This is a genomic window from Corynebacterium sp. HS2168-gen11 (assembly GCF_024834075.1).
GTDB lineage: Bacteria > Actinomycetota > Actinomycetes > Mycobacteriales > Mycobacteriaceae > Corynebacterium.
The window spans coordinates 128,241-145,101 of sequence record NZ_JANUXR010000007.1 but is presented as its reverse complement, the minus strand read 5'-3'; the positions used below and the strand labels follow the sequence as shown (position 1 = coordinate 145,101).

Annotated in this window: 15 protein-coding genes; 6 read left to right on the top strand and 9 right to left on the bottom strand. The window is 52.5% G+C overall.

From position 1 onward, the window contains the following. Positions 1–53: 53 nt before the first annotated feature. Positions 54–503: a YbjN domain-containing protein gene (locus NXS99_RS06655; RefSeq protein WP_259287880.1), complete on the top strand. Its 450-nt coding sequence runs from the start codon at positions 54–56 to the stop codon at positions 501–503. After that, complete coding sequence (locus tag NXS99_RS06650; protein WP_259287879.1) at positions 503–1,357, top strand: hypothetical protein; 855 nt, start codon at positions 503–505, stop codon at positions 1,355–1,357. The genes NXS99_RS06655 and NXS99_RS06650 overlap by 1 nt, the downstream gene beginning before the upstream one ends. Here NXS99_RS06650 and NXS99_RS06645 read toward each other — a convergent pair. After that, positions 1,354–2,520 carry an aromatic acid exporter family protein gene (locus tag NXS99_RS06645; protein WP_259287878.1) on the bottom strand — a complete coding sequence of 389 codons (1,167 nt, stop codon included), beginning with the start codon at positions 2,518–2,520 and terminating at the stop codon, positions 1,354–1,356. The two genes, NXS99_RS06650 and NXS99_RS06645, sit on opposite strands and share 4 nt — an antisense overlap. Here NXS99_RS06645 and NXS99_RS06640 point away from each other — a divergent pair. After that, complete coding sequence (locus NXS99_RS06640; RefSeq protein WP_259287877.1) at positions 2,519–2,998, top strand: hypothetical protein; 480 nt, start codon at positions 2,519–2,521, stop codon at positions 2,996–2,998. The two genes, NXS99_RS06645 and NXS99_RS06640, sit on opposite strands and share 2 nt — an antisense overlap. A 3-nt stretch (positions 2,999–3,001) precedes the next feature. Here NXS99_RS06640 and fbaA read toward each other — a convergent pair whose 3' ends face one another. The 7 genes from fbaA to clpB all read right to left on the bottom strand — a co-directional run bounded on the left by fbaA (position 3,002) and on the right by clpB (position 12,427). Continuing rightward, positions 3,002–4,036, bottom strand: coding sequence for a class II fructose-bisphosphate aldolase (gene fbaA / locus NXS99_RS06635; protein WP_259287876.1), 1,035 nt, complete (start codon positions 4,034–4,036; stop codon positions 3,002–3,004). Positions 4,037–4,281: 245 nt separating this feature from the next. Beyond that, positions 4,282–5,436: a glycoside hydrolase family 76 protein gene (locus NXS99_RS06630; protein ID WP_259287875.1), complete on the bottom strand. Its 1,155-nt coding sequence runs from the start codon at positions 5,434–5,436 to the stop codon at positions 4,282–4,284. Positions 5,437–5,573: 137 nt separating this feature from the next. Beyond that, positions 5,574–6,287: an RNA methyltransferase gene (locus NXS99_RS06625; protein ID WP_259287874.1), complete on the bottom strand. Its 714-nt coding sequence runs from the start codon at positions 6,285–6,287 to the stop codon at positions 5,574–5,576. Then, entirely contained in the window at positions 6,284–6,826 is a 543-nt protein-coding gene (pyrE, locus tag NXS99_RS06620) for an orotate phosphoribosyltransferase (RefSeq protein WP_259287873.1), read from the bottom strand. The genes NXS99_RS06625 and pyrE overlap by 4 nt, the downstream gene beginning before the upstream one ends. Positions 6,827–7,065: 239 nt before the next feature. Next, positions 7,066–8,499, bottom strand: a complete 1,434-nt coding sequence (locus tag NXS99_RS06615; RefSeq protein WP_259287872.1) for a hypothetical protein — start codon at positions 8,497–8,499, stop codon at positions 7,066–7,068. 9 nt (positions 8,500–8,508) lie between these two features. Continuing rightward, positions 8,509–9,345, bottom strand: coding sequence for a sulfurtransferase (locus NXS99_RS06610; RefSeq protein WP_259287871.1), 837 nt, complete (start codon positions 9,343–9,345; stop codon positions 8,509–8,511). A gap of 538 nt (positions 9,346–9,883) precedes the next feature. Continuing rightward, positions 9,884–12,427 (bottom strand): ATP-dependent chaperone ClpB, encoded by a 2,544-nt coding sequence (gene clpB / locus NXS99_RS06605; protein WP_259287870.1) that lies wholly within the window; start codon positions 12,425–12,427, stop codon positions 9,884–9,886. 328 nt (positions 12,428–12,755) lie between these two features. Here clpB and NXS99_RS06600 point away from each other — a divergent pair, with 328 nt between their 5' ends. Continuing rightward, entirely contained in the window at positions 12,756–14,093 is a 1,338-nt protein-coding gene (locus NXS99_RS06600; protein WP_259287869.1) for an oxidoreductase, read from the top strand. Positions 14,094–14,109: 16 nt separating this feature from the next. On the opposite strand, the gene NXS99_RS06595 is transcribed toward NXS99_RS06600, so the two are convergent. Continuing rightward, positions 14,110–15,207, bottom strand: a complete 1,098-nt coding sequence (locus NXS99_RS06595) for a nitrilase-related carbon-nitrogen hydrolase (protein ID WP_259287868.1) — start codon at positions 15,205–15,207, stop codon at positions 14,110–14,112. 75 nt (positions 15,208–15,282) lie between these two features. On the opposite strand from NXS99_RS06595, the gene NXS99_RS06590 reads away from it, so the two are divergent. Both NXS99_RS06590 and NXS99_RS06585 read left to right on the top strand, forming a co-directional pair. Continuing rightward, positions 15,283–15,540, top strand: coding sequence for a hypothetical protein (locus tag NXS99_RS06590; protein ID WP_259287867.1), 258 nt, complete (start codon positions 15,283–15,285; stop codon positions 15,538–15,540). A 1-nt stretch (position 15,541) separates the two neighbouring features. Next, complete coding sequence (locus NXS99_RS06585) at positions 15,542–16,858, top strand: alpha/beta hydrolase family protein (protein WP_259287866.1); 1,317 nt, start codon at positions 15,542–15,544, stop codon at positions 16,856–16,858. Positions 16,859–16,861: the final 3 nt, after the last annotated feature.

Genomic DNA, 16,861 nt, shown 5'->3' with positions numbered 1-16,861 from the left:
ATCATCCGTCTCAGTTCACACTTTTGCTCTGAACAGAAAGTAGTCACTTCATCATGAAAGATCTCACACCATTAACAATGGATCGCGTGGCCAAATATTTCGATGCCCGCGGATTTCAGTACACCACCGACGAAGATGGCGATATCTACGCTGCTTTCGAAAACCACAAGTTCATCTTCGTTGCCCAAGGCCCAGAAAAAGAAGTTCTCGCAATCCACAGCGTCTGGCGACTTCCAGCACCTGAAGATGGATTCTTCCCGCTCATGCAGTACTGCAATGAATGGAATAACGAACGGCTGTGGCCAAAAACTTTCGTGAAGAAGACCAAAGAGAACATGGTCGAGGTTCACACCGAGGTCAATACCGATCTTGCGCACGGAGCTACCGATGAGCAGCTCATTCAACTGGTCAACTGCGGTATTGCCACGTCCCTGGCCTTCTACCAAACATTAGAGAATGAATTCATCGAAGCAAGCAAGGCACAACGGGCCGCCGAGCAGTAATGCGCCACGTATTCATCCACGCTGATTCGACACACCGCAGTTTGCTGCCGGATCACGCTGAGGTGATTCCTACCTCGAGCATCCCAACTCGCAAAGAGCTGAAGCTTCTCGACGCAGTCACCACCACGATTCTCCCGAACGATCCCACTCCCAGTTTGGAGGATATCGCCAAACAACCCGATGTCGCTCACTTAAGTACCCCAGTGGTTGCACCACAACGTGAATATCTTGAGGATGTTTTGCGCGTGGTGGTGCTCGGCTCGGATGCCGCCCTTGCCGCAGTTTTAACCCGCCTGATGCGCAGCGACAGCTTGTGGTGTGAGGTTGGCTATGTGCCAACGGATCCACAATCCTATGTGGCCTTAGGGTGGGACCTTCCGAAATCGGCGCAAGAGGCCTTGGACTTTGCCGCCGAAGCCCCCATGCGGCCGTTGCCGCTCATTCGTGACGACGCAGCGCAAGTGGTGGCCGGCCATGCTGAAATTACAGCCTGGGATGCACGCGAAATTACCGGAGAAATTATTGTTGATGATGCACAGCTCTTACTGCATCAAGCCGGACGCCGCACGCCGCGCACGGGAATCTTCGGTGCGCGTTTAGTACCAACCTTGGATGCTCCAGGGCTAGCTGCAGTGGTGCTCAATACCCCGGTCCAACCTGTGACGCACGGTTTCTTCCGTCGCCCAAGCAAGGTTATTGGCAGTGCAGATGCCACAACCCTTCGCACCGGGCGAGCCTTGCAAGCTGGTGGCGTTGAATTGCGCGTCAGCATCGACGGGGTTTCCCGGAAACGGGCGGTCGAACGAGCCACGTTTTATCGACACCTTCGCGACTTGCAAGCCGTGCGTCGTTAAGCAGGATCCTGCGGCTTTTCCCACAGTTCAGGGACTTGCCCAGGATGCGTGGAAGTCGGGCACAGCGCGGCGATGGCGCTGCGCCGACTCCAACCGCAAATCTGCAGCATATCGACAATAATCGAACGCGACTGACCCAAAATGACCTGCGCGGAAAGCACATTTCCAGCAGCCGCTTCCAAACCGGCCTGCACGCCTAGCATGCGCAACCGGCGAACCACATCTGCCGTTGCCTCATTGGTTTCCGCGCCCTTCCCTGCAAAAATAACGTGCAGCTGGTAGGAAATATCGGCGAGTTCCTCGATGATGTGAATCTGAGTTGCCGAGACTTCATCGTGATCTTCCGCTAATACCAGCGAACGACGCGCTAATACGCGAGTGTTGCGCAAGGCGTTATCCACAGGATTCAAAATGCGCAGCAAGGAACGAATCTTGTATTTCTGACGCCACATCAATGGCGAAACATTCAGATTTTCCTTGCCCTGATGAGCAGCGGCAATCATCGCATTAATGGTTGCTTGAGTACCGCGAGCGTTTTGCAAGGCCTGCTTAATGCGGTCTTGATCATGAGTAGGCAAGGCGACTGCTACTTCGTGAAGCACTTGGGAGGTCACCAGCATTAAGCGCGAAACCTCGCGGCGACCTTTCTTTAATGGGGATTCCGGCAAAATCGCCATCGCAAGCATACCGACCAAACCGCCAATTAACGCATCGGTCATGCGATCGGTCGCACCAGAGGTTTCCGGCGGCAGCAAGGTGGCCACCAAAATGGCGGCAAAAGCCGCTTGGTTCGCCACCAGCACACCGCGATCAACAAACGTGCCAAGTGCCACCGCAGCGGCCACGCCAACCGCGATCTGCCAGATACCTGTACCAAACGTCCCTATTAAGAGATCACCAAGACCAACGCCTAGTGCAACACCGGCGATCAGTTCCATTGCGTGTCGATGCCGCTGGCCACCTGTGGTGGAAAGCACGATCACGGTGGACATGGGCGCGAAGAACGGTTGCGCGTGCCCTATTAAGGCCTGTCCGACCCAAAACGACGCGCCTGCCGCCAGCCCCACCTGCAGAATATAAAACCAGGTGTCTTGCAAGCGGTTGATTCCATCACGCACTCGCTTTTCCAAATGCGAACGTGCCGCTCGAGGTGAGGCATTCATGAGTGAAAACTCCCAATTCAGAAATAATCAAATATCGCCCTTGCCAAAAGGACAATACGCGCAACGATGCTGTTTTGTTCCTTCTTGTTCTACACGGTTGGCACGCGGTTGTTCAACATCGAGCGGCTATCTGGCCAGCTATACAGGCAAAATACTGCATGCGATGCGCGTATGCAGCAGCGAGGTGTGCCCAAATCGCAGGCTGGTGTGCGCTTGCGTAGTGGCATCCTGCTTGACGACGCTTCGTTGCCGGCCGCATGTAGCTGCCGCGCTGCCGCGTAGTTTCAAGGTCAGCCGGTGCGCGCTGCTTGTCGCACAACTTCAGCCGGTGCGCGCCCGCGCGCCACACAACTTCAGCCACCGTGCAACCTCAGCGCCTGATAGCCTCAATCACCCAGCAACCAGGCCTGCAAAGCTGCAAAAAAAGTTCCTCTGCAAAGGTTTTGCAAAGGAACTTTTTATTCAAACGTATCTGTGAGGATTACTTCGAAAGAGTGGTTCCAACAGAGTGCAGATCCTGGCAAGCTTCGATAATGCGCTCTGCCATGCCCTGCTCAGCCTTCTTCATGTAGGAGCGTGGGTCGTAGACCTTCTTGTTGCCGACTTCGCCGTCAACCTTCAGCACGCCATCATAGTTCGAGAACATGTGGCCAACGATTGGGCGGGTGAATGCGTACTGGGTGTCGGTATCAACGTTCATCTTGATAACGCCGTAACGCAGTGCTTCTTCGATCTTTTCCTTCTCGGAGCCGGAGCCACCATGGAAGACGAAGTCGAATGGAAGTGCATCATCACCGAGACCGAGCTTCTCACGTGCAACCTTCTGGCCCTCAAGCAGTACCTCTGGGCGAAGCTTCACGTTACCTGGCTTGTACACACCGTGTACGTTACCGAAGGTAGCTGCGAGCAGGTAGCGGCCCTTTTCGCCGGTACCGATTGCGTCGATGGTCTTTGCGAAGTCTTCTGGGGAGGTGTAGAGGTTTGCGCCAGCTTTTGCTTCAACGCCGTCTTCTTCACCGCCGACAACACCAATCTCGACCTCGAGAATGATATTTGCCTTGCGAGCCTTCTCCAACAGTTCTTGTGCAATCACGAGGTTCTCGTCGATGTGAATTGCAGAACCGTCCCACATGTGAGACTGGAACAGTGGCAGTTCGCCGCGGTCGACGCGCTCTTGAGAAACAGCGATCAGTGGGCGAACGTACTCGTCGAGTACTTCCTTCTGGCAGTGGTCGGTGTGCAGTGCAACGTTGATGCCGTAGTGCTTTGCTGCCTCGTGTGCGAATGCTGCAAGAGCCATAGCGCCGGCAACCTTGTTCTTGACGGAAAGACCAGAACCAAACTCAGCACCGCCAGTAGAGAACTGAATGATACCGTCGGACTCTGCCTCAGCGAAACCACGCAGTGCTGCGTTAATGGTTTCAGAAGAGGTGCAGTTGATCGCAGGGAAAGCGAAGCCGCCTTCCTTTGCGCGATTGAGCATCTCGTTGTACACCTCAGGAGTTGCGATTGGCATGTGTCATCCTCCAAGAAAAATTGTTGACGTATAAAATCAGTGATGAAAGTTTCACTATTTTTCATTATGCCAGTTCTGATTGAAAAAGGCAGTGCCCGAGTGACGTGAAAATCCACACATACGGACATTTTCCCAAGATCGCCGCGAATCTCGCCCACATACTCCCAAAAGAATCGCCATCAACAACTGCTCGCTGCCACCGCACGCGAAGCTGCGTCGCCAAGGCCAGTTGCCAACCTGCCGATTTATGACTCCGTCTGTGCTGCTTGCGCAATTCGCGCTGCAGCTTCTAGGAGCATCCAACCAGAAAGTTGCACAGATAAATCGCGCTCATCAATGCGCACAAGCCGAACTAAATCGGAAAGCGTGCTTGAAGCCAGCCCCGAATTATGCGGCAGACGTGCATCTTCTTTCCAGTCGGTTGCAAAGACTGGCAACCCATCAACTTCCAAGCGATGATTCCACACCGACTCCGCCGAAGCGAAAATCATACGTTTCGCAACTTGAATACACTCGCGGTTTGCAGCATTATCAGCCGGCAGCCTGACGACGACTTCCGCAAGGTAGCGCGCCAAAATACCCTTAAATAAGCCACCATCACCGTCACCGGTACGCCAATCAATCACACCTTGACTCGTTGCCATTTCCCGATTCACTGCATGAATCAGTGCTCGCATACGCGCAAGATATGTCACCGCATCCTCAGCGGTTGCTTCAACCTTGCGTAATTGCAAGGCAATTTCCAAGCACGCGCCAATGACTACGCCTTGACAGTACGGATGAATATTCTTCACAACCTCTGGCCCACTCATCGACATGCGAATACCATCCATCACAAGGCCTTGGTCATTGATGAGATTATCGAAAATCCAATCAACTAAGAATCTAGCATCAGTTAAGTTCCCATTGCGCGCAAGCATAATTGCAGCCGGGCCGTTTGTTGGCACATTAAAGAAGTTCTCTCCCACACGCCACGGAAATACCTCTGCGATCTCATCTTTCCCAGCAACAATATTATGCTCGAGTTTCCGCAGGTATTTGCGCTTTTTCTGTCCCAAGACCTCTTGCCCGCGTCGCAAAGCAAGCGCTAACCAAAGTTTGTCATCGTAATACTTATTCCGATTAAACGAACCAAAATTACGGACGCGAATACCACGAATGGTTTCGCGTATATTTTGCTTGCGAATTTTCGTCGGACGGCGTTTGGCAGCATCAATCAAGCAGTCCAGATAATGTGCTTGCCACCAGTAGTGCCACCGATAGAAGAGTCGTTCTTTCGTATGCGGTGGCCATGCCGCAACAGCTAAGTTAGTGCGCGGTAACGCCCAGACTCTTTGGGCATGCCGCTCCTGTATCGCGGATTCCGCAAGGTCGGCGCGGTGAATCCACACTTCATTCACAAGAACAACTCTCCTCAAATGGAAATTGCAATATTTCTTTATGTATCGAGATTATGACAAAAGCGTTACTGCTACAGGCGTGGGCGCACATCGCCTATCCACCAGCAGTTCTTCACTCGTGACATATCCACCAAGTGCTACCAACTCGTGCTGAGATCAGCATGTTGGCGGATCCACGCATGCATCGCAATCCCAGCTGCCACTCCAGCATTAATGGACCGAGTCGAACCAAATTGCGCAATAGAGCAGGTCATCATGGCGTTTTCCTGCGCTTCATCAGTCACACCTGGCCCTTCTTGACCAAAGAGCAACAAGCACTTCTGCGGCAACTGCGCGGTTTCTAATGGCACTGAACCAGGCGTGTTATCAATCGCAACGATTGTCAGCCCCTGATCCTTCGCCCATTCCACAAGCTGTGCTGTGGTCTCGTGATGCATCAAGTGCTGATAGCGATCGGTGACCATCGCACCTCTGCGATTCCAGCGCTTTTTACCAACGATATGTACCGTTGCAACAGCAAAGGCATTCGCAGTTCGCACAACCGTGCCGATATTGGCATCGTTTTCAAAGTTCTCAATGGCAATATGCAGCTCATGTCGCCTGGTATCAATATCTGCCACAATCGCTTCACGAGTCCAGTAGCGATACGCATCAACAACGTTGCGACGATCTCCTTCAGCAAGCAGCGTTGGATCATAACGCTCATCGTCTGGCACAGGCTGATCGGGGTATTCGATTTCCCACGGCCCTACCCCATGCCGACCCGCATTCCATTCAGTTGGCCCTGGTGGATACGGCGAGTTCGGGACATGCGGTAACGGTGACAGTGCGTGACCATGTGTATCGGTCATGACAGGTCAAGATCCTCCAGGCCCAAAACATACCGGTATTCAAGCCCCTCAGCTGCAATCACATCGCCAGCACCGGTTGCGCGATCTACCACAGTTGCCACACCAACGACCTCTGCGCCAAGCTCGCGCAGGGCTGCTACAGCGGTCAATGGTGAATTGCCAGTGGTGGTGGTGTCTTCAACGACAAGCACTTTCTTTCCAACAACATCTGGGCCTTCCACGCGACGCTGCATACCGTGTTTCTTCGCCTCTTTGCGAACAACGAAGGCATCAATATCACGACCATCTGCATGCATAATTGCAGTAGCCACTGGATCAGCACCTAAGGTTAAGCCGCCAACTGCAACATAATCCCAGTCTGCGGTGAGTTCACGCAGAAGTTGACCAATGAGTTTCGATGCCTTGTGGTGCAAGGTTGCGCGCCGCAGATCAACGTAATAATCGGCTTCTTTCCCGGAAGACAATGTGACCTTGCCATGAACAACCGCAAGTTCTTTCACCAATTCTGCTAGTTCTGCTTTAAGAGTCGCATTTACCATTCTGCGCATGCCTTCCTTCATAGCGATGATAGTTAACGATGTGAAAATCACCGAACCTACAAGCCAGCTTCGAGCTGTAAGCACTGCAACCAGCATGCGATGATTTTCAACAACAATACTTCATTATCTTAACCTAGGACCTTAACATTCCAGATTGCAGCCTCTAGCTGGATGTTTCCAGACTTAAGGTATGCATATCCCCCGCACTGTATGCAGCACCCGCGCTCTAGGACGCACGCTTAGTCCTGCTTCGGCTCCTGTTGGATACGCAGCACGTTCGCATCTTCGCCAGTACTCCCCTGCGTATTCGCATCACCGCTTGCCGCAGCATCGCTTGCCCCAGCATCACCGCTCGTCCCAGCATCACCCTGCTGATTGTCAGCAACGCTGTCTTCAAAGATTTTCGAACGATGTGCTTGGAATCGCAGCACCCGCGTGCCATGAAAGTCACTATGTTGCAATGCCGAATCAAAAGATTCCGCAATTGGAGTGACTTCATCAACACCCAAACTATGCGGCGTCACCACGCCGAGGGCTTGTCCCTGGGAACGTGTTGGGAACACTACAGGCGGATCAACGCTCACCATTTCATCGGTAATTTCAGGCAGCTGTGGTGGCGCGAAATCTTCATCGCTGCTTTCTGTATATTCCATAATCGCAACCGGCGGCGGTAACGGACGCGATGGATCATTGTCATGGAAATCGAGCGGTTGCCGCGCCTGCGCACGCGGTGGAAGCACAGCTGCGGCATCAGCAAGAATCGACAGTGGCTCTAAAATCGCTTCCCAAATCTTATGCTCAGAAGTTTTTTGGGTCGCGGCCAGAATCCACTCACTTTCCAGCCACACTCCAACTACCTCTTGCGGCAGCTTCGGCAAGCACTCGCGCACGCGTTGATCCACAAACCGCATCGCGGCACCTTGATTCGTGGCGAAAAGCGTAAAACCTCCCAGCGAAATCACATCTACTAAGTCAACGGCAAGTTCTGCAGGTGGGACTCGATAGGCTTCAATTGCGATATCGCTACTGTGGTTGCGTCGCATCGCCAACAACGTTTTACCAGCAAGATCACACACATGCATTTCATAGCCAGCCGCCATACCGCTGACAACATCTCGCGCGGTTCCTCCCTGTGCCGCCCAGGTACGTTCCCATTCATCAGTTAAAAACGCATCTGATTTGGTATAGCCATACCCACAATATTCCGCCCAGGCTTTTCGCACGCGACGGTGATACCCTGGCAGATTCGGCAGTAATGAGGCTGCCTCAAAGTCAGTATCAGTGGCAACTGCTGGTTCACTCGCTTGCGTTAATTCCAGCTGCTCAAGATCCTCCGCGCTTTCAACCTCGAGCTCAACCACCGATTCTTGCGGCGGAAGCTGATCGTAGGTTGGCACAGTTTCTAACTCAAGCAGCTCTGCTACCGCTGGCTCGGTTTCCAGGCGCTGATCTTCACCAGCAGCGAGATGCTCAGTACTCGTTGGATCAAGCGCAGTATCTTCTTGATCAACAAGTTCTGGTGATTCTGGCAGCAGTTTCGATACTTCTTCTTCCTGCTCACGAGCCGGAAGCGATGGTGTTTGTGCCACATTTGCGTGACGACGTCGTAAAGCATCCACAATCAGCAGCGTGCCGCCAATTCCTGCAAATACTCCTGCCAGAATAAAAACCATACGACTAGTTTAATCTCCTGTTTCAACTGGATTGCGAGAATCCGCGCACCATTGACTCCAACCACCAACAAAATGACGTGGAACCGGCAAGCCAGCTCGCACCATTGCCGCGATGACCTGCGCCGAGTGATTACCAGAACCTGAGTACACAATCACATCATCAATTGTTTCTGGTGTCACACCCATACTTGTAAACAGTTCACGCAGCTGCTCAGGGGAGCGGAACGTATAATCGTCTTCCAACACCAGACGCGTTGCAATATTTTTCGCGCCTGGAATATGGCCAGCTTTTAAGTCCAAGCGCTCTTTACGACCAGCAAAACGGTTACGCTCACGGCAGTCAATCAAAATGCCCTGATGTGCTTTAACATCGGCAAGCGTTGCCACTGGCAGATGGCCGAGCTGAGATTCTCCACCTTGAATCACACGCGGATTACCAGGGCCACCTATGAGCTTATAGCCAGACGCTTCCCACTTGGCTTGACCGCCGTCAAGAATACGAACATTCTTCACGCCCGCCCAAGTCAGAATCCACCATGCGCGCGCTGCGAAGAGGCCTTTGAAATTGTCATACACAACTACTTCACGGTCAGTGGTCAAGCCCCACTTCAAAAACCACTTATCCAAGATCGCTTTGGTTGGCAGTGGATTGCGGCCTTTGTGCACCATGGAAACCGAAGACAGCGCAAATTCGGTGTCGCAGAAGAAGGCATCTGGGATGTGCGCTGAATTGTACAGGGCATATCCGCCGCCTTCACGTGCAGACCAAAGGCTTGCCAAGATCAGTGGTGGGCGGCCGGCATGAATCCGGTCGGCTAGTTCCGTGACGTTCATTGTGATACTCATAACCTTCTATTCTATGCGGTTATGCATAAAAATTGCCATCACCACTGCATGCCCTCTAGCAATTGCGCTGGTAAACAATAATACGGTGATCTAATTTAGCAATATCAGGTGGCTCTTGCCGCCATAATCATGGCACAACGCCTGCGTATGAAATTTTTCACACCGACATCTCCAATACTCGCACAGCTACCCACCTTCGTGGTCAATCGTCACTTCAGGCCACTGAAAAATCCCCTGGGTGCGGACGCACGATGCACTGCTTATCGACGCATACCCACGCTGCACACCTTCGGAATCAACGCTTGTAGCATCTGTTGGCGGGCACGTCTTTACCCTGCCCTGCAGCACGTTGCAGCTGTACGGAAAACAACCCTTGCAAGCATGCTATTGTTGCATGTTCACAAGGGTTGTCTGCGATATGGCGCCACGCACAATGAGGTGCGATTCAGTGTCGCACCGCGCCACGCAACCAGGTGCAGTTCGGTGCAGCAGTGCAGTTCGGTGTTACGCCGCGCCTGACATCGCGAATCTCAAGTACCTATGCACCTGCGACTTCCAAAGCATCATCCACCAATGTCACCTTCACGGTATCGCCATCGTGAATCACACCGGCAATGAGTTTCTTCGCCAAGGAATCACCAATTTCTTTTTGGATCAGCCTACGCAGCGGACGCGCGCCATAGGCTGGATCATAGCCACGTGCTGCCAGCCATGCTTTGGCATCATCAGAAACTTCCAGCTTGAGGCGACGGCCTTCCAGACGCTTGGCAAGACTTGCAATTTGAATATCCACAATGCTGGTCAGTTGCTCAGCGCTTAATGCATCGAAACTGACAACATCATCAAGGCGGTTAATAAACTCTGGCTTAAAGGCACGCTTGACTGCATCCATCATCGCTTCTTGAGTACCACCGGCACCAAGATTCGAGGTCAGAATCATTACGGTATTGCGGAAATCCACCGTGCGCCCTTGGCCATCAGTCAAACGACCTTCATCTAATACCTGCAACAAAATGTCAAAGACATCCGGATGAGCTTTTTCCACCTCGTCGAAAAGCACAACGGTGTACGGGCGACGTCGAACCGCCTCGGTAAGCTGCCCACCTTGGTCGTAGCCAACATATCCTGGAGGCGCACCAACAAGACGTGCAACGGAATGCTTCTCACCGAACTCGGACATATCAATACGCACCATCGCGCGTTCATCGTCAAAGAGGAACTCTGCCAAGGCCTTGGCCAGCTCTGTTTTACCAACACCGGTTGGGCCAAGGAAGAGGAAGGATCCAGTTGGGCGATTCGGATCGGCGACGCCTGCCCGGGCACGACGAACCGCATCAGACACAGCCGCGACCGCCACATGCTGGCCTACCACGCGTTTGCCTAGCTCTGCTTCCATCTCTAGCAGCTTTTCCATCTCACCTTGCATCATCTTGCCGGCCGGAATACCCGTCCACGCCGATACAACTTCAGCAATAGTATCTGGCGTGACTTCTTCGGTAAGCAAGGTGGCATGCGTTTCGCTGGCATCGGCTGCCGCCAACTGCTTTTCCAGCTCTGGAATACGGCCATACCGAAGCTCCGCAACCAAGCCGTAGTTGCCATCGCGCTCTGCAATTTCCGATGCCGAACGCAGCTGCTCAAGTTCTTCCTTCACGGCGCGCACACTATCGATCGCACGTTTTTCATTCGTCCACCGCGCGGTAAGTTCACCTAAGCGCTCGCGCTCATCGGCAAGCTCAATACGCAATTTCTCCAGACGATCTTGAGAAGCTGCATCAGTTTCCTTTTCCAACGCAACTTCTTCAATCTCGAGGCGTCGCACAATGCGCTCCAGCTCGTCGATTTCTTGCGGTGAAGAATCAATTTCCATTCGCAACCGCGATGCGGCTTCATCCACTAAGTCAATAGCCTTATCCGGCAAGAAACGCTGACTAATATAGCGATCCGATAAGGTAGCGGCTGCAACTAATGCAGAATCTTGAATTCGCACGCCATGATGCACTTCATAGCGCTCTTTCAACCCACGCAAAATGCCAACAGTATCTTCCACCGATGGTTCCGCCGCAAATACCTGCTGGAAACGACGCTCTAATGCCGCATCTTTTTCAATATATTTGCGGTACTCATCCAAGGTAGTCGCACCAACCAGGCGTAATTCACCACGCGCTAAGAGCGGCTTGATCATATTGCCAGCATCCATTGCGGAATCACCGCTTCCACCTGCGCCAACAATGGTATGCAGCTCATCAATAAAGGTAATGATCTCGCCTTCGGCTTCCTTGATTTCATCAAGCACAGCTTTGAGGCGCTCCTCAAATTCACCGCGATACTTTGCACCGGCCACCATTGAGCCTAAATCAAGACTAATCAGCTTCTTGTTCTTCAGTGATTCCGGAACGTCACCTGCCACAATGCGTCGCGCAAGACCTTCAACGATCGCGGTTTTACCCACGCCAGGCTCACCAATAAGCACTGGATTATTCTTCGTGCGGCGGCTTAACACCTGCACCACGCGTCGAATCTCGGCATCCCTACCGATAACGGGGTCAATCTTGCCTTCCCTGGCACGCTGGGTCAGATCCGTTGAGTATTTTGCCAATGCTTGGAACTGCGTTTCAGGATCCTGGCTTTGCACCTTCTTATTGCCACGAATCACAGGAAACGCTGCCTTTAACGCATCATAGGTGGCCCCCACCTGGCGCAACAGCTCTGCCGCATCCGAATTGCCCTGCGCAATAGCGGCAAGTAACACTTCGGTCGAAACATATTCATCACCTAATGTTGCCGCTAATTCTTGGGCAGCGGTAAATGCATTTAAACCATCTCGGTTAAAGGTTGGGTTTGCCATCGAGCTGCCAGTTGCACGCGGATAGCCAGCAATTAACGCATCTGCCTTGGTACGCAACGTTTGCGCGTCCACACCGACTGCCGCAAGTACTGGAATCGCAATGGATTCTTCCTGACTTAAAATTGCCGCTAATAGATGCGCCGGCCGTATATCGGGATTACCTAAGGCAGAGGCCTTTTGTAATGCAATTTGTAAAGCTTCTTGAGTTTTCGTAGTTGGGTTAAAAGCGTTCATGATTGTCCTTTCATTTCAGAAGTTGAGTTCCATAGACTCAACTTTTAGCACCACTATAGCACCGCTTGGCAAAAAGTTAAGTCTAGTAGACGCAACTTTGTGTGAATCTGAAAGAAACCCGCAGGTAGACGTCGTCAAGCAACTGTAAAAAATCTTTCCGCTTCGCTTTTCGACGCCGCCACGCGCTTCACCGTCTGTCGTGCAAACATCGCTACATCATTTTTTTTACTAACTGCCACGACCTGCATCATTGCAGCATGTTTGGCACAGCACTTAAGATGAAGTCGTGACCAGGCATGATCCTTTCAAGCCGCCTGCATGGCAACACATGCTGGAACCAGGCTTGCAGAAACACGCAGAACTTGTTGCCCACTTGCACCACTGCCCAGAAGTGTTTGCGCCGATCATGGCCCATTTACTCGCCCACGAAGACCACCTGCAAACACAACTTTGGAAACATTTTTTCCAACGCGCCCCTCACGCACGTGCCTATATCGCAGCAGAATATCCGCTCATTCGCACCCTCGTTGCAGCACTAGCAACCTGTGACGCACAAGGCCAACCAAGCGTGGACACGGATCATTTCCTAGCCCAGCTTGGTGTGCAGGCAGTTTCTTGTGGATTTTATGATTTTGTTGCCCTAGAAACCACGCTGATTGAGGTTCTGCATCCGCAACTGGCCGATTTTTCCTACTTAGAAGTTTTTACCTTTGAAAATCTGGTACACCACGGCACTGCAGCAATGGCGCTCGCTGGGCAGCGGAGTCAAACGCAGATGATTCCAGCCACAGTCGTAGAGGTAGAAAAGCGCTGCCGTGCGGTTTCCGTGGTGCGCGTGATCAGCGAAACCCCTGTGAACTTTGCTGCAGGCCAAGCATTAGGCGTTGCAACACCGTTTACCGGTGGTGTGTGGCGAGATTTGTGCCCGGCGATTCCTGCCAACGATGCCGGTCAGATCGAGTTTCATATTCAAGAAACTGCGGCGACTTCAGCACTGTTGCGCAGTTCAAAACCTGGAGATACCTGGCACCTTTCTTTAGCACGCGGTGGTTTCAGCGTGGATCCTGCCAAAGACTTGCTGTTGATTGCGCACGGCACAGGTCTTGCTGCATTGCGCGCAATTATTTTAGAACTGCTCTTACACACCAATCCACCGCATACGCATGTGTTCGTCAGCGCGGAATATCCAGGAGAACTCTATGAGCTCCAAGGATTATGGCAGCTTGCGGCGTTTTGTCCGTGGCTGTTTATTATTCCGGTGAGTCGTCATGCCACAGATGCGTGGTGGGTGAATCCAACTGAGTTTTGCCAGGCGCCACGTGGGTTACATCTGCGTCAAACTGGTGAAGTTGGCGATATTGTCACCAGTTACGGCACGTGGGAAGGCCATCAGGTGCTGATCAGTGGTCCACGAGCGTTGACGAAAGAAACGTACCAACGGCTGGTAGAAGGTGGAATTCCGGCAGCAAATATTCAGATTCAGGATTATCAGCACGAATATTTGTATGAAGCGGTATTCACTGCACGCTTTCTTCAGGAACGTGACGATACTTCCGGAGTCAGCGAAGGCGGCGTGAGTGGTGAAACAGATACGTTGAACGAGGCTGCGTCGTCAAGCGATGCGGCGGACAATAGTGCCAACCAGTTGCCTGATACACCGCAATAACCTTGCATAACGCCGATTATTGAGCAGGCGATTGCTGGATGCTGCCGGTGTCGAATGCTGCGTAATCGTAGTTCACCTGCAACACTGGCAGCTGGGCACGCACTTGCGTAATCGAGTCGGGATCAATATCGACAATCGCCAACTGCTCAGTAGCATCAAGCCGTGCCAACACTTCCCCATTGGCAGCGATCACAGTGGATTCGCCAATGCCAGTCGGTGCAACGTGCAATGCCGCTGGTGCAGTTTTTGCGGTTCCTGCTGCGGCCGTTGTGCATGTTGCGTCTGTTGTGCCTGTTGCGTCTGTTGTGCCTGTTGCGACGTCTCCTGTCGCTGCGCCTGCTGCCTCGGCAGACGGCAACGGGTGATCCACCACAACAAGCATGCTGGTACTATCCAACGCTCTGGCCTGCGCCAATACATGCCGCTGCATTGCTTTCCCCGGACCTGCCGCCCATGAAACCGGCACAACAATGATCTGTGCACCCCGGCGCGCAAGTTCGCGAAACATCTCTGGAAACCGTAAGTCATAACAGATCGCAAGCCCTATCGTCACGTCTTGATACGGCACAAGCACAAGCTTCTGACCTGCAGTTACTTCCTCAGATTCGCGGTATGCAAACGCATCGTAGGTATGAATTTTCTCATATCCAGCGACTCGGCCATCGGGCAAGCACACAACCGCAACATTTGCCACAGTATTCGCCGCGTTCGTCGCCTGCGACCCTAGCTTTTCGACGCTACCTTGACCACCATTTCCGCTGTATCCAACAGTTGTGGCAGGTTCGGCGTCTGCGGCACCGGTGCCATCGGTTGGTGGGGTGAAGATTCCAGCGACAATCCCAATCTGATATTCCTTGGCGCAACGTGCCAGCGCCTGCACAAATGGCCCATCCAAAGGCTCTGCCGCCTGGTACAACGGGCCTGTTCCAAAGGCCTGCATGGTCGCTTCGGGGAAGATAATCAAGTCTGCGTGTTGTTCTGCTGCACGTTTGACCCATGCACAAACAGTTTCCAGATTCGCTGCTTTATCACCTGTGGTGGCTACTTGTCCAAGGGCTAGACGCATATCACACATATTACGTGGAATTCTTTCGCGAATAGAAAAGTTATCCACAGATTTCACTGTTTTGAGCATGAATATGTACCTCACCCTTGCCTCATATGAAGCGGTTGATGTTCACTACCTTCCATGAATCTTCTCTACACATCATCAACAACTCCATTACCGAGGTTCCAAACTATTGCAACACCTCAGGTGCAGTTACCAACCAGCTTGACCAATGCGGCCTTACAGCAAGAATTGCATGACAGCATGCAAGTGCTAGATACAGTTCAGCAACGATATGCACATCACCGCGATGAGGTGCAAGCATTTGTTCGCACACTCATCGATGTGAATACTGATCTTGGCATGCAGCTTGGTCATAACACTGTGGCAGGTCAGTGATATGTTTCAATTCTTTGCACAACAGTTACAAGCTGCCAGTGCCACACTTGAACGGTATATCGCCAGCATGCAGCAGCAATTTCACCATGCTCATACCAGCTTAAGCACGTGGTTTGAGCACCAAGCAGGTGATGGTTTTACCACAGCCCACCAGCAGTTTCGCAACATTTTGCAGCACGGTGGCACTGAATTAGATATTCTTGCAGAACATGCACATATTTTGGCGGTAACTGCCAGCTATCAAGCAGAGCTTGAATCATATTTTGCGCAAGTACATGACACTATTCGATCCTTAGGTGGCGACGTTGAGGATCATCGTGTGCTTGCTCGTCTCGATGAGTTTTTAGAGTATCAGCCATTATTTCAGATCATTGTGGATGATTTGTATCAACGCTCCCAATTATTAGATCAAGCCTGCGCACATGCGCTCGCACAAACTCGAATATGTACTCCAGATCCGGTTCCACCACTGTTGGCACCGCTTGATCCAGCATCTGATACGTCTGCACGGCCAGTAGCGCAGGCACCGCTTGTATCTGAAGGAGCTGAAGGATCCAAAGGAGAAGTGCTGAGTCGAGATCAAGTGGCAGAAGATGCTGCACTTGCCGAGATTTTCCAGCACTATCCAGCAGCCAAACTATTACAACGCTCGCCAGCAGGTGTCGTGATCAGTATTGGCGATATTGATGCTGCTGATGTGATTACGACGTTGGTGCCAGGAGCTGGATCACATGAGCCGCAAAGTTGGCCAACCTATATTGCCCGCGCACAAGGGATCCATGAGGCGGTTACGCAAGGCCCATCTGGAAGACTCAACCACGCCACGGTGATGTGGCTGCACTATCGGGCACCGCGCACGTGGATGCAGGCGGGATTAGCGGTTCCTGCATTAAGCGCAGGTGCGCGGTTACAGCAATTTCACAGGCAGCTGCAGGCGCGAAACCCGCATGCGAAACATCTGGTGGTTGCTCATTCCTATGGCAGTGTGGTTGCTGGTGTGGCGGCACGTGGGAATTGGAATATTGATACCTTGGTGGTGGCAGGCAGTCCTGGCATTCGAGCGATGCATCGCCAAGAGCTGCATGTACCTGACTCGACTCGATTGGTTGCGGCAACCGGAACGGCTGATCCTATTTCCTTACTCAGCACGCAGCACACCGGTATACATGGCAAAGCTCCAGAAATGCTCGCTGATGAGCATTGGCGCTACCATAGTGATCACTCTGGATACTTCCACCACCAGCAGTTTTTAGCAGACTTGCGCGCGGAGGTACAGCGATTACAGACCCGCCATCGCGAGCCTGCGTCGCCTCAATAAGTG